Genomic DNA, 21,649 nt, shown 5'->3' on the forward strand with positions numbered 1-21,649 from the left:
TTCAGGCGAGCAGCGCCTTCGCCTGAACGGCCATGACCCTCTCCTCATTAGCCGGGATCACCAGAACCTTGAAATCGCCGAGGAAGGTGAGTCTATCGAGGATCGCGTTGCGAATGGGTGCGGCATGCTCCCCGATGCCGCCGGTGAAGACCAGCCCGTCGATGCCGCCCATCGCCGCCGCCATTGCCGCGCTGAACTGCGCGACCTTCAGCGCAAAATAATCCAGGGCGAAACGCGCGCGGGGATCGTCGCTGTTGAGCAGCGTCTCGACATCGTTCGAGAGGCCGGACAGGCCGAGCAGGCCCGAGCGCTCATAGAGCGCGGTCGAAACCTCTTCAGCGCTCATGCCCAGACCCTGGAACATGTAGAGCACCGCGCCAGCGTCGAGCGCGCCGCAACGCGTGCCCATCGGCAGCCCGTCGAGCGTCGTCATCCCCATGGTCGTGTCGATGCTGCGGCCACCCCGAATGGCGCAGAGGCTCGCACCGTTGCCGAGATGGGCAGCGACGACGCGGCCGGCATGGAGATCGAGATGCCGCTCGGCCAGCACCATCTCCAGCCATTGATAGGACAGGCCGTGGAAGCCGTAGCGGCGGATGCCCTTGTCGCGCAGCCCCTGTTCAAGCGCGAAATTGTGGGTCAGCGCATCGTGCCGGGCGTGAAAGGCCGTATCGAAGCAAGCGATATTGGGCACTTCGCCCATCAGGCGCCGGGCTGCGGCCACCGCAGCGAGATTGTGCGGCTGATGCAGCGGCGCCAGCGGAGCGAGTGCTTCGAGCGCGGCAAAGACCTCGGGCGTCACCACGACGGGGTCGGCATAGTTTTCGCCGCCATGGACGATGCGGTGTGCGACGGCCTTCATCCGCCAGCCATCGTCATGGCGGTCGACAAAGGCGAGGACAGCGGAGAGCGCCGTGTTGTGATCGCAGGCCTGCGGCAGCGCGATGCGCTCGCGCGGACCATCCGCGAGGCTCGCATCCAGGACCGGTTCCGGCTCGCCGAGGCGCACCGCCTTGCCGCGGGCAAGCACGCTGAGGTCGTCGCTGCGGAAGACCTGGAACTTGAGGCTGGAGGAGCCGGCGTTGAGGACAAGAATGGTGTCGATCACTTGATCCGCCCCGTACGCCGCGCATCAGCCAGAAGAACCGCCAGGACGCAGGAGAGCAGGCGCGCCCGCAGATTGTCGGCCCGGCTCGTCAGAATGATCGGCACCCGCGCGCCGAGCACGATCCCGGCGGCATCGGCGCCGCCGAGGAAGGTGAGTTGCTTGGCGAGCATGTTGCCGGCTTCGATCTCGGGCACGATCAGGATGTCGGCATGCCCCGCCACCAGCGAGACGATGCCCTTCTCCTTCGCGGCCGCAGCGCTGATCGCGTTGTCGAAGGCGAGCGGCCCATCGACGATGGCATCGGTGATCTGGCCGCGATCGGCCATCTTCGAGAGGGCGGCGGCATCGAGCGTGGCGCACATGCGCGGGTTGACGGTCTCGACGGCCGCGAGCACCGCCACCTTGGGCAATTCGTCGACGCCGTTCAGCGCGACATGCCAGAGATTGACGGCGTTCTGGACGATGTCGGCCTTGGTCGCGAGGTCGGGCGAGATGTTCACCGCCGCGTCGGTGATGATGAAGGGCTTGGGATAGCTCTCGATATGCATCACGAAGGCATGGGAGATGCGCCGCTCGGTCCGCAGGCCGGAGTCGGCGTGCACGACTGCGCCCAGCAGTTCGTCGGTGTGCAGCGAGCCCTTCATCAGGGCTTCGAGCTCGCCGGCGGCAGCCAGCGAGACGGCCTTCACCGCCGCCTCATGGCTGTGCTCGGTGTCGACCAGCTCCCAAGGCGAGATGTCGACGCGGGCTTCCAGCGCGGCGGCGCGGATACGCTCCGCGGGGCCTATCAGAACCGGATCGATCAACTGCTCGGCGACGGCGTCCGCGACGGCCTCGATCACATTGGCCTTGACGGGATGAACCACCCCGGTCCGCACAGCTGGAAGATCCTCGCAGCGGCCGAGCGCGAGCTGGAAATATTCGGAAGCGGACAGCGTCGTCATGGCGCGAGGGGCTCCAGGGCGGGGTTTCGGGAAGCGGACCGTGCGGGCGGCTCAGCCCTGCAAGGCGATCCAGCGGGCGATACCGGGCCAGGTTTCGGCGAGCGTCTTGCGGCCCATGAACAGGCCGATATGGCCGCCGGGCACCAATTTCTTCTCGATCTTCTTCTTCGGCGTGCCGACGAGGTCTTCCGCCGCGAAGACCTGCTCGCTGGTGGTGATGTCGTCCTCGGCACCGGCGAGGAGATAGACCGGGCAAGCGACGTCCGTCAGGCTCAGGCGCCGGCCGAGGCCGACGAACTCGCCCTTGGCGAAGCGATTCTCCTTGAAGATCTGCTCGATGGCCTGGAGGTAGTAGGCGCCGGGCAGGTCGAGCGGGTTCTCGTACCAGGCCGCGAAGGTCTCGGTACGGTCGAGATAGTTCTTGTCGGCGATGTTCTGGTAGAGCCGCACGTACTTGTCGACGTAATGCTCGTCGGGGTGCATGTTCTTCCAGCCGGCGAGCATAAAGCGCCCCGGCATCAGGCCCCGGCCCGTCCGGACCATGGCGCGGTAGCTCTTCAGCGGCATGGCCTTCGCCATGCGCTTGATCGGCCCATCGCCGGCATCCGCGTCGATCGGAGAGCCAGCCAGGACCAGCGACTTGACCTTGTGCGGGAAGCGGGAGGCCAGCATCGCGCTGAGCCAGCCGCCCTGGCAGAGGCCAACCAGATGCACGACGCCGCCGAGATCGTCGATCGCGGCGTTGAGCTCGGCCAGATAGGTGTCGATGCTGAAGTAGCGCATCTCCTGCGTCGCCGGCTTCCAGTCGGTGACAAGGACATGGTCGTGACCATTCGCGAGCATCGTCTCGACGAGGCTCTGGCCCTTGTCGTAGTCGGCGATGGTCGCGCTATGTCCGGCGTAGGGCGCGTCGATCACGACGGGTATACCCCCGGATTCCGGCTTGCCGAATTCGCGTAGCCGCATCGTCGGCAGGTCGAGGCGCACCGTGTTCGGCGTCGCCCAGTCCGGCGGCGGCGGGCGGGTGATCTTCACCGCCTCGGAGAGAAAATCGAGATTGTGCTCGGTCAGGCGCAGGGCGGCGTCGACAGGCCAGAACCAGGGCAGGCTGAGTTCGTCGGGGCCACTCGTCGGCTGGCGAGATGTCTCTACTGCGTTTCGGCTCGTGGCCATGGTCGAAACACCCGCATTGTCGATTGCGCCCGGAAGGTAGACAGCCGATCTTGCCGAGGCAACCGCGACAGCCTTGCGACAGGTCAAACCCCGTCTGCGATGCGCGGCGCCCGCGCAACCTCCAAAGTCCGGCCCCGCGCCATCGGGCCGACGAGCGTGCGCAAGGCGTTGACGATGACCGCGATGTCGATGCCCTGCTGCAGGAACGCGCCGACGACGGGCGGAATGTAGCCGAAGGCGGCGAAGACCATGGCGACCCCGGACAGGCCGAGGCCGACGACGATGCTCTGCTGCGCGATCGCCCGAGTCCGCTGCGCGATCACGACCGCTTCCGCGACCCGGTCGATCCTGTCGACGAGGATCACCACGTCGGCCGCTTCGGAGGAGGCCGTCGCACCCCGGGCGCCCATCGCCACGCCGACATCCGCAGCGGCCAGCGCCGGCGCGTCGTTCAAGCCGTCGCCGACCATCATCGTCGGCTGACGAGCCTTCTCCGCCGCGATGGCAGCGACCTTCTCGGCGGGGCTGCACTCGGCCTTGACGTCGTCGATAGCGAGGTGAGCGGCAACCTCCGCCGCCGTACCGGCATCGTCGCCCGTCACCATCAGGATGCGATTGACCCCGGCACCATGCAGGCGGTCCAGCGTCTCGCGCGCGTCGGGCCGCACCGCATCCGCCATGGCGAGGAAACCGGCGAATTGCCCATCGAGGGTGACAAAGACGGCAAGAGCAGCGGCGCCGTCGAGGCCCGCTTGTGCCGTCCGCGCCCAACTCGGGAGGGGCTCATCTCCCAGGACGAGATTGCGCGAGCCGGCGCGGACATGCCTGCCATCCACGACGCCTTCAAGGCCCGAGCCCCGATATTCGCGCACCTCGGTGGGCTGGGACAGGGGCAGCGCCTTCTGGCGCGCCAGCGCGACCAGGGTCTCGGCGAGCACATGATGCGATGCCTGCTCGAGCGAGGCGACGAGACGGAGGATTTCGTCCGCCTTGATCTCCGGAGCCGACTCCAACGCGACCAGCCGGGCGCCGCCCTCGGTCAGGGTTCCCGTCTTGTCGAAGATCGCCGTGCGAACCTGCCCGAGCGCCTCGATCGCTGAGCTGCCCTTCATCAGGATTCCGGCACGGGCAGCGCGGGAGACGCCGCCGATGAAGGCGACCGGCGCCGCCAGGATCAGCGGGCAAGGCGTGGCGACGACGAGAACGGCGAGGGCGCGGATCGGATCGTCGGACAGCCACCAGGCCAGGCCGGCAACGATCAGGGTCGCGGGCAGCAGCAGCAGCGCGAAGCGATCGGCCATGCGGATGAAGGGGGCCTTCGCGGTCTGCGCCGCCTCGACCATCCGGACGATGCCGGCATAGGTGCTCTCATGCGCCGCCGCCGAAGCGCGGTAGCGGAACGCCTCGCCGGCATTGACGGTGCCGCTGCGCAGCGCCTCGCCCTTCGCCTTCGCCTCGGGCAGCGGCTCGCCGGTGACGGCGGATTCGTCCAGCCGCGCCGCGGCATCGAGAAGCTCACCATCCACCGGCAGCATCTCGCCGGCCCGCACCAGCAGTTCGTCGCCAACCGCCACGTCCTCCGCAGCGATATCGACGAGTCCGCCGGCGTCCTGACGGTGGGCGATGCGCGGCGTCCGGTCCCGCAGCGAGCGGAGCTCGCGCTCGGCCTTGCCGCGGGCATAGTCCTCCAGCAGGTTGCCGCCGGAATACATCATGGCGACGACCGCGCCGGCCAGCGGCTCGCCCATCGCGATGGAGGCGACCATCGCGACAAGCGCGATCGCATCCACGCCGAGCCGTCCGGCCAGCATGTCGCGGAGCATCGAGACCGCCAGCGCCACGGCGACGGGGATCGTCGCCGCCGTCCAGATCAGGTCCGGCGACCATGCGCCGCCGACGCGGCCAGCGATCAATCCAGCGACGGCCCCTGCCAATGCTATGGCGAACAGGCTCAGATGGACGACCATCTCACGCATCGGCGCCGCTCCCGTTCCGCCTCTGCCCGGTATGTCTCAAGCGAAGATCACCTTGCGGAACCGGGCGAGCGCGAAGGCGAAATAGGCCGCGCCGATCGCGATGATCTTGGCAATCTCCGGCCAGACGACGTCGAACCCCGCTCCGCGATAGAGCACGCCCTGGGAGAAGGAAACGAAATGCGGCGTCGGGCTGAAGGTCTGCATGATCCATTGCAGCCAGACCGGCATGCTCTCCATCGGCGTAGTCGCACCCGAGAGCAACTGCGTGACCACGAAGACCGGGATGGCCAGCAGGCCGAACTGCCCCATCGTCGTCGCCAGCGTGCCGAGCAGGATGCCGAGCGCCGCGACGGAAAAGGCGTAGACCGCCGTCCCCATCACGAAGAGCAGAAGCGAGCCGGCGATCGGGACGCCGAGCGCCCATTCGACGATGAAGACGAGCGATGCGACCGCCGCGACCAGGATGACGAGGGCATTCGCCACCATCTTGGCGAGCATGATCTCGACCGGCGTGACCGGCATCACCAGAAGATGCTCGACCGTGCCCTGCTCGCGCTCGCGGATCAGCGCCGCGCCGGTCAGCACGATCGTCAGCAGCGTGACATTGTTGAGGATCTGCATGACCGAGCTGAACCAGCCGGAATCCAGGTTGGGATTGAAGCGCGCCCGCACCACCAGATTGATCGGCATCGATGTGGTGGTCTCGCGCCCGGCCTGCCGGTTCGCGATCTCCTGGGCGATGATCTGCTGGATATAGACCGCGCCGTTGCCCGCCTGGGTCATCGCGGTGGCGTCGATATTGAGCTGCAGCGTCGCCTGCCGCCCCGCCTGCAGGTCCGCCTGGAACTTGGGCGGGATCTCCAGCACGAAGACCAGGCGGCCGGAATTCATCTCGGCGTCGATCTCGTTGGCCGCGATGCGCTTGGAGACCTTGAACAGTGGCGGGCCGAAGGCCCCCAGCAGCGTGCGCGAGAACTCGGACTGGTCCTCGTCGACGATGCCGATGGTCAGGTCGCGCGCCTCGAGCTTCACGCCGGTGGCGACCGTGTAGACCGCGATGCTGAAGGTGTAGACCACCAGCACCAGCATGATCGGGTCGGCCCGGAGGCTACGCAGCTCCTTCACGATGAGGCGCAGGATGTTCTGGAGATGGATGACGAGCGCGGACATCTCAGGCTTCCTGCTTGCGTAGCGCCAGCTGCGCAACGACGAGGAACAGCAGGAAGAAGAAGGCCAGCATCACGAGGTTGGGCCAGAGCTCTGCGGCTCCCAACCCTTTGGTGAACACGCCGACGCTGACCGGCTGGTACCAGGCCGGCGGAAGGGTCATGCCGATGAGACGGCCGCCGCCCGAGAGCGAGGCGACCGGCACCATCAGGCCGGAAAAATTGACCGCAGGGATGATCGACAGGATCGCCGTGGCGAACACGGCCGATACCTGCGTGCGTGTGAAGCTGGAGATGAGCTGGCCGAAGCCCGTCGTGGCGGAAACATAGAGCAGGGTTGCCAGCACCAGCACCCAGACGGAGCCCTTGATCGGCACCTCGAAGACGGTCAACGCGATCACGACCAGCATGACGAAGCTGGCCATTGCGACGGCGATATAGGGCAGCTGCTTGCCGAACAGGAACTCGAAGCGGCTGATCGGGGTCGAGCGGAAATTGGCGATCGAGCCGGTTTCCTTTTCGCGGACGACGCCGATCGCCGACATGATCGCCGGAATGAGGATCAGCATCAGCATGATAACGCTCGGCACCATCGCATTGGCGCTCTTGAAGTCCTGGTTGTAGCGGAAGCGGGTCTCGATCGTGACGGGCGACGGCGCATGGCTCGACGCCGACTGGGCAGCCGCAAACCCCTGCGCATATTGCGCCGCCAAGCCCGTCACATAGCCGCGGGTAGTCTCGGCCCGGAAGGGCATGGCGCCGTCGAGCCAGACCGAGAGTTCAGGCGTCCGCCCGGCCATCAGATCGCGACCGAAGGAGGGGGGGATCTCGATCGCGAGTTGAAGCTCGCCGCTTTTCAGGCGCCGGTCCAGCTCCGCCTCGGAACGGATCGGCGGCTGCTCGTCGAAATAGCGCGAGCTGGAGAAAGCCTCGACCAGTTGCCGGCTTTCCATCGAGCCGTCCTGGTCGAAAGCCGCGAACTTCAGGTTCTCGACGTCGAAGGAGATGCCGAAGCCGAAGGCCAGCATCAGGAGCAACGGCCCGAGGAAGGCGAAGCTCAACCGGATCGGGTCCCGCAACAACTCCATCGTCTCGCGACGGGTGCAGGCCCAGAGCCGGCGCGGATCGAAGCGGCGGGCCGGTGGCGCCGGCAGGGCCGCGGCCGCCGGGATGACCGCGGCCTCCGCTGGCGCCTCCTCGATGCCGGCAGCTTCCTTGAGGTAGGCGATGAAGGCCTCTTCCAGCGTGTCGGCACCGCGCTTCTGCACCAGCTCCTGCGGCGTGCCGACAGCGAGCACCTTGCCGGCATGCATGAAGGAGATGCGATCGCAGCGCTCCGCTTCGTTCATGAAATGCGTGGAGAGGAAGATGGTGACGCCGTCGTCGCGCGAGAGATCGATCAGCGTGCGCCAGAACGCGTCGCGCGCGATCGGATCGACGCCCGAGGTCGGCTCGTCGAGGATCAGCATGGCCGGTCGATGCAGGACGGCGACGGCAAGCTGCAGACGCTGGCGGATGCCGAGCGGCAGGCTGTCGGGCCGCTCGTCGGCGACGTTCTCAAGGTCGAAGCGGGTCAGAAGCTCGGCGATCCGGACCGGGATCTCTGCCGGTGGCAGATGATAGAGCTCGGCGTGCAGCACGAGGTTCTGCCGCACCGTGAGCTCGCTGTAGAGCGAGAAAGCCTGGGACATGTAGCCGACATGGCGCCGCGTCTCCATGTCGTCGGCCGCCAGCGGCTGGCCGAACAGCTTCGCGGTGCCCTCGGTCGCCGGCAGCAGGCCGGTCAGCATCTTCATCGTCGTCGACTTGCCGCAGCCGTTGGAGCCGAGAAAGCCGAAGATCTCGCCGCGGCCGATCCGGAAACTGACATGATCGACCGCGACGAAATCGCCGAAACGGCGCGTCAGCCCCTCTGCCTCGATCGCCGGCGTCGCGTCGTCGCTCACGACCCGCGGCCTGAGCACGACTTCGCGGTGCTGCGCGCGCTTGGCTTCAGGCAGCAGGGCGACGAAGGCGGCTTCCAGGGTGGACTGCCCGGCCTTCTGGCGTAGCTCCGTGGGCGTGCCCGTCGCGATCGCCTTGCCGTCATCCATCGCCACCAGCCAGTCGAAGCGCTCCGCCTCCTCCATATAGGCGGTGGCGACGATCACGCTCATGCCCGGCCGGCGGGCGCGGATCGTGTCGATCAGATCCCAGAACTGGCCGCGCGAGAGCGGATCGACGCCCGTCGTCGGCTCGTCGAGGACGAGCAGGTCGGGATCGTGGATCAGCGCGCAGCAGAGACTGAGCTTCTGCTTCATGCCGCCGGAGAGCTTGGCGGCAGGGCGGCTCTCGAAGGGGTCGAGCCCTGTGGCAGTGAGCAATTCGTCGATGCGCTGGCGGCGCTCGGCAGCGTCCTGTCCAAAAAGCCTCGCATGGAAGTCGATGTTCTCGAAGACCGAGAGTGTCGGATAGAGATTGCGGCCCAGCCCCTGCGGCATATAGGCGATGCGCCCGCGCCGGGCCTCGCGCTCCGCCTTGACGCCGAGATCGCCGCCGAGCGCGTGCACGCTGCCCTGCTGGATCGCCCGCACGCCGGCGATGAGCGCGAGCAGCGTCGACTTGCCGACACCGTCCGGCCCGATCACGCCGATCATGCGGCCGGACGGGATTTCGAGCGTCAGCGCATCGAGGGCGGTCACCTTGCCGTAGCGGTGCGTGACGCCCACGAGGCTGGCGGCAGGCCCGGCCTCCGTCATGGCAGCTTCACGACCAGCGAGTCAGGCCATTTCGCGGTGGGAGAGGTGCGAACGAAGCCGAGGCCGCGCACGCCGGTCTTCACCTGCCGGTGGTATTTGGCGAGCAGATCCCGATCGACCTGGAGCTTGGCGCGGAAGACCAGCTTCTCGCGCTCCTCGGCTGTCTCGACGGCCTTCGGCGTGAACTGCGCGTCGGCCGCGACGAAGCTGACCGTCGCCGGAATCACATATTGCGGCACGGGATCGAGAATAATGCGCGCCTCATCCCCCAGCGCGAGCTGCCCGGCCTGCGCCGCCGGCAGGTAGATCGTCATGTAGACGTCCGACAGGTCGAGGATGGTGATGACGCGCGTGCCGGCCGAGACCACTTCGCCGGTTCGGGCGAGCTGGTATTGGACGCGCCCGCTGCGCGGCGCGACGAGCACGAGATCGACGAGGATCGCCTTGATCTGCTCGGCATCCGCTTCGGAGGCATGGATCGCGAACTGGGCCTGGTCGCGCTGCGCCTGGGCAGCCCGCAGCGCGGCATCGGCGGCATCGGCCTTGGCAGAACGCTGGTCGTCGACCTGCTTGCTGAGATAGCCCTTCGCAACCAGTTCCTTGCCACGCTCGGCATCGGTCCTGGCGAGGATCTGGTCGCTCTTGCGCTGGGCGATGAGCGCCTCTGCCTCGGCAAGGGCCTGGCGGGCCCGCAGCACCTGCGCCTGCGCGGACCGCAGCTGGGCCTCGTATTCCGGCGACGAGATGCGGGCGACCACCTGGCCGGCGGTGACCTCATCGCCTTCCTTGACCGTGACCTCCGCCAGGCGGCCGGCATATTTCGAAGATACGTCGACCTGCGTCGCCTCGATGCGCCCGTTGGTCTTGACGATCCCCTCCGGCATCGTGTCGCCGCGCAGTCTTTCGATCAGCGCCTTCAACCGCGCCTGCGCCTGCGCCTGAGGCGGGGATAGCAGGGATGCAGCGAGGGCAGCGGCGAAGGCTACGCGACAGAAGCGCATGGAGCGTCTCCAACGGAACAAGCATGGAACATTGAGCTCAGCGGCTTTCATAGCATGCAAGAAGCCGCCCGCGAGAGCCATGCGCATGACGCAGCTTTCAGCCGTGCGCGAAAACGCGGCACGATGCCGCTGAGCCGCCCCGTGATCGGACGCGCTGCGCGCTATTCGAAGAGGTCGGGGTGCGCAACCTCGGTCTTCGGCAAGGCGCGGAGGATTTCGGTCAGATGGTGGCGCATGGCCGCTTCGGCCGCCGCAGCGTCGCCGGCATCGATCGCCGCCATGATCCTCCGATGCTGCTCGACCAGCGGCAGCATCGCGTCGGGCCCCGGCAAGGTCAGCTGGCAGACCCGGTCCATATGCGCCTTGATGTCCCGGATCGCCTCCCAGGCCAGCGGCATGCCGACGCCTTCCGTCAACTCGACATGGAAGAGCTCGTCATAACGCTGGAAGGAGCTGTGGTCGTCACGCTGAGCCGCCTTCTCCTGGACGTCGAGGAGATCGGAAATCCTTTGCCGGCTCTGGGCCGAAAAGGCCACGCAGGCCTCGCGCACGATCGCGACCTCGACCGCCTCGCGCACGAAGCGCGCCTCCATCATCTTGCGGACCGAGAACTTGACCACGACCGTGCCGCGCTGCGGCTGGATGTCGACGAGCCGGGTCTTGGCGAGCGCGATCAGCGCCTCGCGCACCGGCTGACGCGATACGCCGTATTTCAGCGCAATCTCCTGCTCCGACAGGCGCGTGCCGGGCGGCAATTCGAGCGCGATGATCGCGCGGCGCAGCTCGGCCTCGACACGCGCGGCCGCCGAAGCGCCCGGGAAAGAGGCGGGAGACGCCAACGAAAGGCTCAAGTCAAAACCTCCAGGGCCTGTTGCGTACCATACAACAACATACTACCATACAATCACTGCCGCAACCGAGCACGGGGCGCGGGCAGCAAGCTTACGTTCGGCGGGCCAGCGAACAAGCCGGGAAACGGCGAGGCCTTCGAAACCACGGGAGAACGCACCATGACCGCACGCCGCAGTTTCCTTGCCTATACCGCCGCACTGGCCTTCTCGGCCGCCGCGGCGACCTCCGCCCTCGCCCAGAGCGTAACGCTGCGCTCGGCCGACATCCATCCGACCGATTACCCGACCGTCGAGGCTGTCCGCTTCATGGGCAAGCTCCTCGAGGAGCGCAGCCAGGGCCGCATCAAGATCAACGTCTTCCACTCCGCCCAGCTCGGCCAGGAGAAGGATACGATCGACCAGACCCGCTTCGGCGTCATCGACATCAACCGCATCAACATGGCGCCGTTCAACAACCTGATCCCGGCGACCAACATTCCGTCCCTGCCCTTCATCTTCCGTTCGGTCGACCACATGCGGAAGGCCATGGACGGGCCGATCGGCGACAATTTGCTGAAGGAGTTCGACAAGCACGACCTGATCGGCCTCGCGCTCTACGATTCCGGTTCGCGCTCGTTCTATAATTCGAAGCGCCCCATCAACAGCCCTGCCGACATGAAGGGCATGAAGATCCGCGTCCAGCAGTCCGACATGTTCGTCGCGCTGGTCTCGGCGCTCGGCGCCAACGCCACGCCGATGCCCTTCGGCGAGGTTTATTCCGCGCTGCAGACCGGCGTCATCGACGGCGCCGAGAACAATTGGCCGTCCTATGAATCGACCCGCCACTTCGAGGTCTCGAAGTTCTATTCGGTGACCGAGCACTCGCTGTCGCCGGAGGCGCTGGTGATGTCGAAGAAGAGCTTCGACAAGTTCAACGCGGCGGACCAGGCGATCATCAAGGCTGCGGCCAAGGAATCGGTCCTCAAGATGCGCGAGCTCTGGGACGCCCGCGAGAAGGCGTCCGAGGCGAAGGTCAAGGCCGGCGGCGCCCAGATCAACACCGTCAACAAGCAGCCCTTCATCGACGCGATGAAGCCGGTCTACGACAAGTTCGTCACCGATCCGAAGCTCAAGGACATGGTTGCCGCCATTCAGGCGGTGAACTGAGCCTCAATCAGGCGGGGCGGGCCAAAATGGCCGCCCCGCTTTGGCCCCTTGCCAGCCCGGGCAGATTCCATGCGCGCTTTCACTGCGTTTTTGACACGCCTCGACGCCAAGCTCAGCCTCTTCGCGCTGATCGCCGCCGGGGCAGGCCTCGTCCTGATGACCGTGATGGTCGCCTGGGGGGTGTTCGGCCGCTACGTCCTCAACGATACGCCGATCTGGGTCGAGGCCGGATCGCTGTTCCTGATGTCCTGGTTCATCCTGCTCGGCGCCGCCGTCGGCGTGCGGGAAAGCGACCATCTCGGCTTCGAGGTCGGGCTGGTGATGTCGCCGCCGCCGCTGCGCGCCGTGCTGATCGTGCTGGGTGAAGGCCTTGTCTGCGCCTTCGGCATCGCCATGCTCGGCTATGGCTGGCAGCTCGCGGCCGGCACCTGGAGCGACCGGATGCCGATCATCGGCATCTCGCGCGGCTGGGACTATGTGCCGATCGCGGCGGGCGGCGCGCTGATCGCCCTGTTCGCGCTGGAAAAGCTCCTCCTCTTCGTCACCGGCGAGCAGCAGGCTCCGCTGGGCTTCGTCCATTTCGGCGAAAGCCAGGAGGCCTGAGCCATGGAACTCTGGATTCTCTTCGGCGTCTTCTCGCTCTTGCTGCTGGTCGGCATCCCCGTCGCCTTCTGCCTGGGCATCGCCTCGGTCGCGACCGTCGCCTATATGGGCCTGCCGCCGGTGGTCGTCTTCCAGCAGATGAATTCCGGCATGAACGCCTTCGCCATGATGGCGATCCCGTTCTTCATCTATGCTGGCGACCTGATGATCCGCGGCGGCATCGCCGAGCGGCTGATCCAGATGGCGGCGAGCCTCGTCGGCCATCTGCGCGGCGGCCTCGGCCAGGTCAACGTCGTCACCTGCACGCTCTTCGGCGGCATCTCCGGCTCGGCCGTGGCCGACGCCTCGGCTGTCGGCGGGCTGATGATCCCCCAGATGAAGAAGCGCGGCTACGATGCCGACTACGCCGTCAACGTCACCGCGAATGCGGCGATCATCGCACTGCTGATCCCGCCATCGCACAACATGATCATCTATTCGCTCTCGGCGGGCGGCAATCTCTCGATCGCGGACCTGTTCACGGCCGGCGTCGTGCCGGGCCTGCTGCTTTGCGCCGCGCTGATGGTGGCAGCCTGGGCGGTCGCGGTGAAGCGCGGCTATCCGCGCGAGCCCTTCCCGGGCTTCGCGACCGTCGGCCGCTATGTCGTGCTGGCGCTGCCCGGCATCCTCTTGATCGGCATCATCTTCGGCGGCGTCCGTTCCGGGATCTTCACCGCGACGGAATCCTCTTGCGTCGCCGTCGTCTACGCCATCCTCATCACCATCTTCGTCTATCGCCAGCTCACCTGGACCGCTTTCGTCGAGGCGACGCTGGGCGCGGTGCGCACGACGGCGATGGTGCTGCTGGTGATCGGCACGGCCGGCGCCTTCGGCTGGCTGATGGCTTTCCTGGAGGTGCCGCAGGCGACCATCGCCGCGATGAAGGCGGTATCGGACAACCCGATCACCATCTTGCTGATGATCAACCTGATCCTGCTGGTGCTCGGCACCTTCATGGACATGGCGCCGATGATCATCATCTGCACGCCGATCTTCCTGCCGGTGGTGAAGGCCTTCGGCGTCGATCCCGTGCATTTCGGCGTGATCCTGATCCTCAACGCCGGCATCGGCCTCAACACGCCGCCGGTCGGGTCGGTGCAGTTCGTCGCCTGCGCCATCGGCCGCATTTCCATCGGCGAGTCCATGCGGACGATCTGGCCCTTCTACGGCGCCAGCATCGCCGTGCTCCTGCTCGTCACCTATGTGCCCGGCCTGTCGCTCTGGCTGCCGCGCCTGTTCCACTGAAGGACTGATCATGACCATCGAAATTCGCCAGGTTTCGCACCCCGAGGCCGTCAAGGGCTTCGACACGGCGGAGCTGCGGCGCCACTTCCTGATCGAGACGCTGTTCGCCGCGGGCGAGATCAAGCTGACCTATAGCCATCTCGACCGCGTCATCGTCGGCGGCGCCATGCCGACCAGCAAAGCCGTCGTGCTACCGACGCCGAAGGCGGTCGGCACCGACGCCTTCCTCAGGCGGCGCGAGCTCGGCATTGTCAATGTCGGCGGTCCCGGCAAGGTCTCGGTCGGCGGCAAGGGCTACGCACTCGCCAAACGCGATGCGCTCTATGTCGGCAAGGAAGCGGGCGAAGTCTCCTTCGTCAGCGACGATGCCGGCAATCCCGCCAAGTTTTACCTGCTCTCGACGCCGGCCCATGCCGTGCACCCGACCAAGGTCATCCGGGAGGCCGACGCCAAGACGATCGCGCTCGGCGAGCAGGCAACCGCCAACAAGCGCGTCATCCGCCAGTACATCATCCCCGGAATCTGCGAGACCTGCCAGCTCGTGATGGGTGTGACGACGCTCGAAGAGGGCAGCATCTGGAACACCATGCCCTCGCATGTCCATGACCGGCGCTGCGAGATCTATCTCTATTTCGACGTCCCCGCCGACGCCCGCGTCTTCCACCTGATGGGCGAGCCGCAGGAGACCCGCCATCTCGTCGTCGCCAACGAGCAGGCGATCCTCTCGCCCGGCTGGTCGATCCATTCCGGCGTCGGGACGAAGGCCTATTCCTTCATCTGGGGCATGGGCGGCGACAATGTCGACTACACCGACATGGACATGGTCGCGACCGGGGACCTGCGCTGATGCGCTCACCCTTCGATTTGGGCGGCCGGACCGCGATCGTCACCGGGGCCAATACGGGTCTCGGCCAGGCGATCGCGGTCGCGCTCGCGCAGGCGGGCGCCGGCATCGTCGCGGTCGGCCGTTCCAGCATGGCCGAGACGAAGGCGCTGGTCGCCGGGACGGGGCGCCCCTTCCATGAGATCACGGCCGACCTCGCCACGCTGGAGCCGATCGCCGGGATCGTCGAGGAAGCCGACGCGGCGGCGAAGGCCGACGGCTCGCGGCTCGACATCCTCGTCAACAATGCCGGCATCATCCGCCGCGCCGACGCGATCGACTTCACCGAGGCCGACTGGGACGCGGTGATGGACGTCAACCTGAAGTCGACCTTCTTCCTGACGCAAGGGGTGGCGAAGCGCATGCTCGCCGACGGCAAGGGCGGCAAGGTGATCAACATCGCCTCGCTGCTCTCGTTCCAGGGCGGCATCCGCATCCCCTCCTATACGGCGTCGAAGAGCGGGCTTGCCGGGCTGACGCGGCTGCTCGCCTGCGAATGGGCAGCCAAGGGCATCAACGTCAACGCCATCGCGCCCGGCTATTTCGTCACCAACAACACCGAGGCCCTACGCGCCGATCCCGAGCGCAATGCCGCAATCCTGGCCCGCATCCCGGCCGGACACTGGGGCAATCCCGGGGAACTGGGCGGGGCCGCCGTGTTTCTCGCCTCCGACGCCGCGGCCTATGTCCATGGCGTCGTCCTGCCCGTCGATGGCGGCTGGCTCGCGCGCTGAGGGAGAACCGACATGGATCGCAAGAACGAGCCCTTCGCCCGCGACGCCGATCTCGGCTGGGAGCCGGCCGGCGAAGGCGTGACGCGCAAGGTCCTGACCTACCGCGACGAAGTCATGATGGTGCGGGTGCGCTTCCAGGCTGGCGCCGTCGGTCCGGCGCACAGCCATCCTCATATCCAGTGCTCGCTGGTCGAGAGCGGCGTGTTCGACATCACCATCTCCGGGCGCACCGAACGGCTCCGGGCCGGCGACAGCTTCACCGTGCCGCCGGATGCCGTGCACGGCGCGACCGCCATCGAAGCGGGAACGCTCGTCGACGTCTTCACGCCGATGCGGCAGAACTTCGTTTCCTGACGGCGACGCGCGTCCGGGCAATGCAGTTCCCCTCAGGTTGACTCTTACATAACCCGTCAGTTATTGGCTAACCGATAACTGACGGGTTATGCATTTTGATAGCGACCGATCACGACCAGCTCTTCAGGACCCTCGCCGACCCGACGCGGCGGGCTCTGTTCGAATGGCTATGCCGGGACGGCGAGCAGACTGTGGGCGCGCTAACGGTCCGCGCCGGCGTCTCGCAGCCGGCCGTGTCGAAACACCTCGCCGTGCTGAAGCAGGCCGGGCTGGTGCGAGACCGGCAGGCAGGCCGCCAGACGCATTACAGCGCGCAGCCCCGGGCTCTGGCGCCGCTGATCGACTGGACCGGCCAGATGGGCGGCTTCTGGGAAAACCGCTTCGACGATCTCGAGGATCTGCTGAGGAGAATGGATCAATGAACGAAACATCGGACGAGATCCGTTCCGTCGTCGTCGAGCGGGAGTTCCCGCATCCGCCGGAGAAGCTCTGGCGCGCCCTGACGCAGCCGCATCTGATCGCAGAGTGGCTGATGAAGAACGATTTCCAGCCGATCGTGGGACACCGCTTCGATTTCAGCGCCGAATGGGGCGCCGTCCAGTGCGAGGTGCTGGAGGTCGAGCCGGCCCGGACGCTGTCCTACACATGGGGCGACCACAGACTGAAGACGGTGGTGACCTGGACGCTGACGCCGGCCGGCTCCGGCACGTCGCTGCGCATGGAACAGGCAGGCTTCCGGGCGGACCAGCCGCGCTACTTCCAGGGCGCCCAGGGCGGATGGCCGCGTTTCTTCGCAGCGCTGGAAGACGTGCTCGCGCGGATGGGCTGAGAAACGCCCGCCGTTCAGCCACGTCGTTTGGAGATCGGTTTGCCGGAGGAGAGCGATTTGGCGAGGAAGGCGAGACCATCGATCGAGGTCGATGCGGGCGGCCCCGCCAAGCCTGTCCTGCTTTCGGGCGGCAACCCGCAGATCGCGAAGGCCGAGGGCGATGCGGCCGTGCAGGCCTATATCGCCGCGATGCCGGAATGGAAGAGCGCAGTGGGAAAGCAGCTCGACGCGCTGATCGAACGGACCGTCCCCGACCTGCGCAAGGCGGTCAAATGGAACTCGCCCGTCTACGGCACCAGCGAGCACGGCTGGTTCCTCGGCGTCCATTGCTTCGCACGCTACATCAAGATCGCCTTCTTCAACGGCGCGGCGCTCGACCCGCTGCCGCCCGTCGCGTCGAAGGACAAGAACACCCGCTACGTCCATATCGACCAGAACGGCCTGACCGACGCGGCCTCGATGGCGCGCTGGGTCGAGCAGGCCGCGAAGCTGCCCGGCTGGATCATCTGGTTTCGCAGGAACCGCCGCGGCCCAGGAGCACGCGGCAACGGAGAGCGATCATGACAAGCACCGCCACCCAGAGCGAGCAATCACCATCCGAACTGATCGACGGGCGGATCAGGGAGCTCGGCGACTGGCGCGGCGAGATGCTTGCCCGACTTCGCGCCCTGATCCGGCAGACCGTTCCCGACGTCGTCGAGGAATGGAAATGGCGCGGCGTGCCGGTCTGGTATCGCGACGGCATGATCTGCACCGGCGAGACCTACAAGAGCGTGGTCAAGTTGACCTTCGCCAAGGGCGCCACGCTCGGGGACCCGGCCGGCCTGTTCAATTCCAGCCTGGAGGGCAATGTCCGCCGGGCCATCGATTTCCACGAGGGCGATGCGATCGACGAAAAGGCCCTGGCCGAGCTGATCCGCGCCGCCGTCGCACTGAATGCGCCGAAAGCGAAGCGAGCCGGCCGCCCGGGCTGAGCGGCCGGCTCATTATCGATCGGAGCCCGGGACTAAAGCCACGAGCCCCGGCACCGGGTCGACTCAGCCCTTGGACTTCTTTCCAGCCTTGCCGCCGCCCTTCTTGCCGGAGGAGCCGCCGCCCTTCTCGAAGACCACGTGGAACTCTTCGGCCATGCCGCGCAGGGAGCGGCCGATGTTGGCGTATTGGTACTCGTTCAGATTGGCGAGCGAGGCGCGCCCCGCCGGCTGGCGCGTGCCGAAGCCGCGGCCGGGGAGGAGCACGATGCCGGTCTCGTCGGCGATCCTGAACAGCAGTTCGTCCGGGTTGACGTTCTTCTTCACCCAGGCCTCGAATTCCGGCCCATACAGGTCTCTGGCCACCGCCGAGAGGTCGAGCAGCGTGTAATAGTCGACCGAATTCGCATCGTTGCCCTGCGGTACACCGAGCTCACGATAGAGAGCCGCCTCGCGCCGGCGGACCAGCTTCTTCAGCTCGGCCTTGTAGCCGTCGGCCTCGTCCATGAGCGCGAAGAGCGAGAACAGCACCATCTGGACCTGCTGCGGCGTCGAGAGACCGGCCGTGTGATTGAGCGCCACGGTGCGGCTGTCGGCGACGAGGCGGTCGATGAAGCGCAGCTGGCTGACATCCGGCAGAAGCGAGCCGTAGCGCCGGTCCAGCGCCTGCTTGGCGCTCTTCGGAAGATCGGCCAGCGCCTTGTCGAAGATGGAATCCTTGTGCGTCGCGACGACGCCGAGGCGCCAGCCGGTGGCGCCGAAATACTTCGAAAAGGAGTAGACCAGCATCGTGTTGTGCGGGCAGGTCGCGAAGAGCGACCGGAAATCATCCGCAAAGGTGCCGTAGACGTCGTCCGTCAGGATGAACAGGTCCGGCCGGTGCTCGCGCACGATCGCGGCGACCTTCTCGAGGCTGCGATCGTCCATCTTCACCGAGGGCGGATTGCTCGGGTTGATGCAGAAGAAGATCTTGATCGCTGGGTCCTTGAGCTTCTCCAGCTCGGAATCCGGGTACTGCCAGCCCTTCTCGGGATCGGCATCGATCGCGACCTCGACCAGCCCGTATTCGTCGAGCTCGGGGATTTCGATATAGGGCGTGAAGACCGGCATGCCGATCGCGACCTTGTCGCCGCGCTTGACCAGGCCGTTCTGCTTCAGCGTGTTGAAGATGTACGTCATCGCGGCGGTGCCGCCCTCGACCGCGAAGAGATCGATGCTGCCCGGCGGGATGAAGCCGCCGATCATCTCCTTGACGATGTAGTGGCGAACGATCTCCTCGCTCACCTTGAGCATGCGCGGCGGAACCGGATAGTTGCAGCCGAGGATGCCCTCGACCATCTCGTGCAGGAACTCGGAAGCCGAGAGGCCGAGCTGGTCCCGGACATAGCTCAGCGCGCGGCCGAGAAAGACCACGCCCGGCATCTCCCGGTTTTCGGCGATGAAGCGCTCGAACCGGCCCTCGATGCCCTCGATCTGCGGCAGGCCGCCGATGCCGTTGGGCATATAGGAGTAGGAGAGCTCCGCCTCCGCCGTGGCGAAGAGGCCGAGCCGGAAGAAGGCCCGGCGCGGCAGCGTCGCCAGGAAGTTCGGATTGCCGCGCCCGGCATTGAGCATCAGGCGGTTTTCGCGGCTTGAAGCCAGCTTGATCAGTTCGTCTTTGAGTTCGAAGGGGCTGAGCTTGGCGTATTTGCTGTAATCAGTCGCCATAATACGTCTCCTCGATCAAATCAGGTGAAGGCCACGACGAGCGGGCCGAGCAATGTCAGGAAAACGTTCGCCAGCGCGTAGGTGATGGCGAAAGGGGTGGTCGGGATGGAGTTCCCGGCCTTGTCCAGAACCTCGCCGAAGGCGGGGTTGGCGCTGCGCGAGCCGGACAATGCGCCAGCAAAAACGGCCGTATTGTCGTAGCGCAGGATGTAGCGCCCGACGAGCATGGTGATGATCAACGGCAGGAGCGTGACGACCACGCCGATCAGGAAGATCGACAGGCCACTCTGGGCGATGGTGGTGACGGCCTGGTGCCCCGACTGGAGCCCGACCACCGCGACGAAGCCGGCAAGGCCAAGATCGCGCAGCAGTGTCGAGGCCGCCGTCGGCATGTTGCCGATGGCGAGATTGCGGCTCCGATACCAGCCGAAGAGCAGGCCGGACAGCAGCGCACCGCCGCCGCTGCCGAGCGTCAGCGGGACATCGCCGATACGAACCACCAGCAGGCCGATCAACAGACCCAGGACCAGACCGGCGCCGTGGAAGACGAAATCGGTCTTGTCGCTGGAGACCAGCAGGGTGCCGACGACCTTCGCCACGCGCTGGACATCTTCCGCCGTGCCGTAGAGCGTCGCGACGTCGCCGGCTTCGACGACGGTATCTTCAGCCAACGGAAGCGGCTTGCCGGCGCGCTGCAGGCCGGTGACGTAGATGCCGTGGCGGAGATTGCCCGCCGTCGCATCTCTGATCTGCTTCACGGTCTTGCCGATGAAGTCCCGGTTGGCGACGGCGACGTCGCGGCTGAGCACGACCAGATCCATACCCTCGGAGGACTGCAGCTCGGGGCCGATCTTGTCTGCTGCGCCAACGACGCCCGCACGCCTGCCGACGACGAGGATGGTGTCCCCGGCCTTGAGCTTGAGGTCCGGTTCGACGCCGATCACGGAGCCGTCGCGCTTGAGCCGCTCGATGGCGAAGGCGGCAGGACCGGCCAGCGCCTCGACTTCCGCGATCGAGCGCCCCGCGACACCCTCCACCTTGAACAAGCGACCGACCAGATCAGGGGCCGCCGGGTGCTCGCCGGCGCCATAGACCCGGATGCCCGCGAGCATCTCGGCCTCGGCCTTGATGGCATCGTCCCGGATGCTGCGGCCCATGAGCCAGGGCAGGATGTTGACGCAGACGATGATCGCGCCGAAGGAGCCGAAGATGTAGGTGACGGCATAGCCGATGGCGACATTGCCCTGCAGGCGCTGGACTTCATCCGCCGCCAGCCCGAGCTTGCCGATGGCTGCGCTCGCGGTGCCGATGATCGCCGATTGCGTCAACCCGCCCGCTGCGATGCCCGCCGCGAGACCTTTGTCGAGCCCGAACATCCTGGCGAGGATGACGACGGTGGCGAGGCCGCTGAGAGCCAGCACCGCGGCCATGACGATCTCGCGGATCGATTGCCGCCCCAACGAGCGGAAGAACTGCGGCCCGCTCTCGAAGCCGACTGCATAGATGAACAGTGCGAACAGGACCGATTTGATGCCGTTGTCGATCGTGACGCCGACCTGGCTGATCACAACCGCCGCAAGCAGGGAGCCCGCGACGCCCCCGAGCTGGAACTTCCCGAACTGGAATTTGCCGACCCAGTACCCCACCGCCAATGACAGGAAGAGAGCTATTTCCGGAGATTGATGAAAAATCGACGATAGCGCCGCCACAGATCGCCTCCCAAATTCTGGAAACTGAACTGATTGAAATCAAACAAGCGATAACAGCAGACGGAACTCTAGACGCGAATTCACGTATGACTCAAGGACCGATATTCGCAGCACTGCCTCTGTAGGCACGCACAGACATAAGATCGATGCCAGAAACAATATTCAACCTGGCAGAATTCAAAACTGTCACTTTGACGACAATTTTATAAAAGGGCGATGTCTCGCGCCAATTTCCACCCCCGATCAAAGCTGTGCCATGGCAGCTATATTCCGAGGTTCTGAGCGAGCTCCACCGTCACCGGGATCAATGCCGCCAAAGCTTCGGCCAGCTCCAACCAAGACCGTTCTTCGGCATGAACAATGGCCGACATCAACAAGCACCGTTTGCGACAGCCCGAACAAGGCTGTAGCGCCCTTCGAAAAAAACGCCCAGTATTGCCACGACCCGGCCCATCCCCGTGATGGGGCCGAT

Annotated in this window: 20 protein-coding genes; 10 read left to right on the top strand and 10 right to left on the bottom strand. The window is 66.1% G+C overall.

What is annotated here, in order from left to right:
• Nucleotide 1: 1 nt before the first annotated feature.
• The 8 genes from AC1DNE_RS19435 to AC1DNE_RS19470 all read right to left on the bottom strand — a co-directional run bounded on the left by AC1DNE_RS19435 (nucleotide 2) and on the right by AC1DNE_RS19470 (nucleotide 10,957).
• Entirely contained in the window at nucleotides 2-1,108 is a 1,107-nt protein-coding gene (locus AC1DNE_RS19435; protein WP_441472754.1) for an acetate/propionate family kinase, read from the bottom strand.
• A complete protein-coding gene (locus AC1DNE_RS19440; RefSeq protein ID WP_441472753.1) occupies nucleotides 1,105-2,052 on the bottom strand; it encodes a bifunctional enoyl-CoA hydratase/phosphate acetyltransferase in 948 nt (315 codons plus the stop codon). Before AC1DNE_RS19440 ends, AC1DNE_RS19435 begins: the two co-directional genes overlap by 4 nt.
• A 51-nt stretch (nucleotides 2,053-2,103) precedes the next feature.
• Nucleotides 2,104-3,225 (bottom strand): alpha/beta fold hydrolase, encoded by a 1,122-nt coding sequence (locus AC1DNE_RS19445; RefSeq protein ID WP_441472752.1) that lies wholly within the window; start codon nucleotides 3,223-3,225, stop codon nucleotides 2,104-2,106.
• A gap of 83 nt (nucleotides 3,226-3,308) precedes the next feature.
• Nucleotides 3,309-5,201, bottom strand: coding sequence for a heavy metal translocating P-type ATPase (locus AC1DNE_RS19450; RefSeq protein ID WP_441472751.1), 1,893 nt, complete (start codon nucleotides 5,199-5,201; stop codon nucleotides 3,309-3,311).
• 36 nt (nucleotides 5,202-5,237) lie between these two features.
• The gene (locus AC1DNE_RS19455; RefSeq protein WP_441472750.1) at nucleotides 5,238-6,371 is read right to left on the bottom strand and encodes an ABC transporter permease; all 1,134 of its coding nucleotides are present in this window, start codon (nucleotides 6,369-6,371) and stop codon (nucleotides 5,238-5,240) included.
• 1 nt (nucleotide 6,372) lies between these two features.
• On the bottom strand, nucleotides 6,373-9,105 hold the full coding sequence (gene rbbA / locus AC1DNE_RS19460) for a ribosome-associated ATPase/putative transporter RbbA (protein ID WP_441472749.1): 2,733 nt from the start codon (nucleotides 9,103-9,105) through the stop codon (nucleotides 6,373-6,375).
• Nucleotides 9,102-10,106, bottom strand: coding sequence for an HlyD family secretion protein (locus AC1DNE_RS19465; protein ID WP_441472748.1), 1,005 nt, complete (start codon nucleotides 10,104-10,106; stop codon nucleotides 9,102-9,104). Before AC1DNE_RS19465 ends, rbbA begins: the two co-directional genes overlap by 4 nt.
• A gap of 161 nt (nucleotides 10,107-10,267) precedes the next feature.
• Entirely contained in the window at nucleotides 10,268-10,957 is a 690-nt protein-coding gene (locus AC1DNE_RS19470) for a GntR family transcriptional regulator (protein WP_441472747.1), read from the bottom strand.
• A 159-nt stretch (nucleotides 10,958-11,116) separates the two neighbouring features.
• Here AC1DNE_RS19470 and AC1DNE_RS19475 point away from each other — a divergent pair, with 159 nt between their 5' ends.
• From AC1DNE_RS19475 to AC1DNE_RS19520, 10 genes are all read left to right on the top strand, one after another.
• Nucleotides 11,117-12,103, top strand: a complete 987-nt coding sequence (locus tag AC1DNE_RS19475; RefSeq protein ID WP_476766773.1) for a TRAP transporter substrate-binding protein — start codon at nucleotides 11,117-11,119, stop codon at nucleotides 12,101-12,103.
• Between the two features lie 69 nt (nucleotides 12,104-12,172).
• The gene (locus tag AC1DNE_RS19480; protein ID WP_441472745.1) at nucleotides 12,173-12,706 is read left to right on the top strand and encodes a TRAP transporter small permease; all 534 of its coding nucleotides are present in this window, start codon (nucleotides 12,173-12,175) and stop codon (nucleotides 12,704-12,706) included.
• Nucleotides 12,707-12,709: 3 nt separating this feature from the next.
• Nucleotides 12,710-13,990 (top strand): TRAP transporter large permease, encoded by a 1,281-nt coding sequence (locus AC1DNE_RS19485; protein ID WP_441472744.1) that lies wholly within the window; start codon nucleotides 12,710-12,712, stop codon nucleotides 13,988-13,990.
• A gap of 10 nt (nucleotides 13,991-14,000) precedes the next feature.
• Nucleotides 14,001-14,837: a 5-dehydro-4-deoxy-D-glucuronate isomerase gene (gene kduI, locus AC1DNE_RS19490; RefSeq protein ID WP_476766772.1), complete on the top strand. Its 837-nt coding sequence runs from the start codon at nucleotides 14,001-14,003 to the stop codon at nucleotides 14,835-14,837.
• Complete coding sequence (gene kduD / locus AC1DNE_RS19495; RefSeq protein ID WP_441472742.1) at nucleotides 14,837-15,607, top strand: 2-dehydro-3-deoxy-D-gluconate 5-dehydrogenase KduD; 771 nt, start codon at nucleotides 14,837-14,839, stop codon at nucleotides 15,605-15,607. Before kduI ends, kduD begins: the two co-directional genes overlap by 1 nt.
• Before the next feature lie 12 nt (nucleotides 15,608-15,619).
• Nucleotides 15,620-15,961 (top strand): cupin domain-containing protein, encoded by a 342-nt coding sequence (locus AC1DNE_RS19500; protein WP_476766771.1) that lies wholly within the window; start codon nucleotides 15,620-15,622, stop codon nucleotides 15,959-15,961.
• A 95-nt stretch (nucleotides 15,962-16,056) separates the two neighbouring features.
• Nucleotides 16,057-16,383, top strand: coding sequence for an ArsR/SmtB family transcription factor (locus AC1DNE_RS19505; RefSeq protein ID WP_476766770.1), 327 nt, complete (start codon nucleotides 16,057-16,059; stop codon nucleotides 16,381-16,383).
• On the top strand, nucleotides 16,380-16,790 hold the full coding sequence (locus tag AC1DNE_RS19510) for an SRPBCC family protein (RefSeq protein ID WP_476766769.1): 411 nt from the start codon (nucleotides 16,380-16,382) through the stop codon (nucleotides 16,788-16,790). The genes AC1DNE_RS19505 and AC1DNE_RS19510 overlap by 4 nt, the downstream gene beginning before the upstream one ends.
• A 57-nt stretch (nucleotides 16,791-16,847) precedes the next feature.
• Nucleotides 16,848-17,354, top strand: coding sequence for a DUF1801 domain-containing protein (locus AC1DNE_RS19515; RefSeq protein WP_476766768.1), 507 nt, complete (start codon nucleotides 16,848-16,850; stop codon nucleotides 17,352-17,354).
• Complete coding sequence (locus AC1DNE_RS19520; protein ID WP_476766767.1) at nucleotides 17,351-17,764, top strand: DUF1801 domain-containing protein; 414 nt, start codon at nucleotides 17,351-17,353, stop codon at nucleotides 17,762-17,764. The genes AC1DNE_RS19515 and AC1DNE_RS19520 overlap by 4 nt, the downstream gene beginning before the upstream one ends.
• Nucleotides 17,765-17,827: 63 nt before the next feature.
• Here the strand turns inward: AC1DNE_RS19520 and AC1DNE_RS19525 are convergent, their stop codons facing one another.
• Together AC1DNE_RS19525 and aspT are read right to left on the bottom strand one after the other, a co-directional pair.
• Complete coding sequence (locus tag AC1DNE_RS19525; RefSeq protein WP_476766766.1) at nucleotides 17,828-19,468, bottom strand: bifunctional aspartate transaminase/aspartate 4-decarboxylase; 1,641 nt, start codon at nucleotides 19,466-19,468, stop codon at nucleotides 17,828-17,830.
• A gap of 20 nt (nucleotides 19,469-19,488) precedes the next feature.
• Nucleotides 19,489-21,177 (bottom strand): aspartate-alanine antiporter, encoded by a 1,689-nt coding sequence (gene aspT / locus AC1DNE_RS19530; protein ID WP_476766765.1) that lies wholly within the window; start codon nucleotides 21,175-21,177, stop codon nucleotides 19,489-19,491.
• Between the last annotated feature and the right edge of the window lie 472 nt (nucleotides 21,178-21,649).

Source organism: Allobosea sp. 05L423 (genome assembly GCF_056397745.1).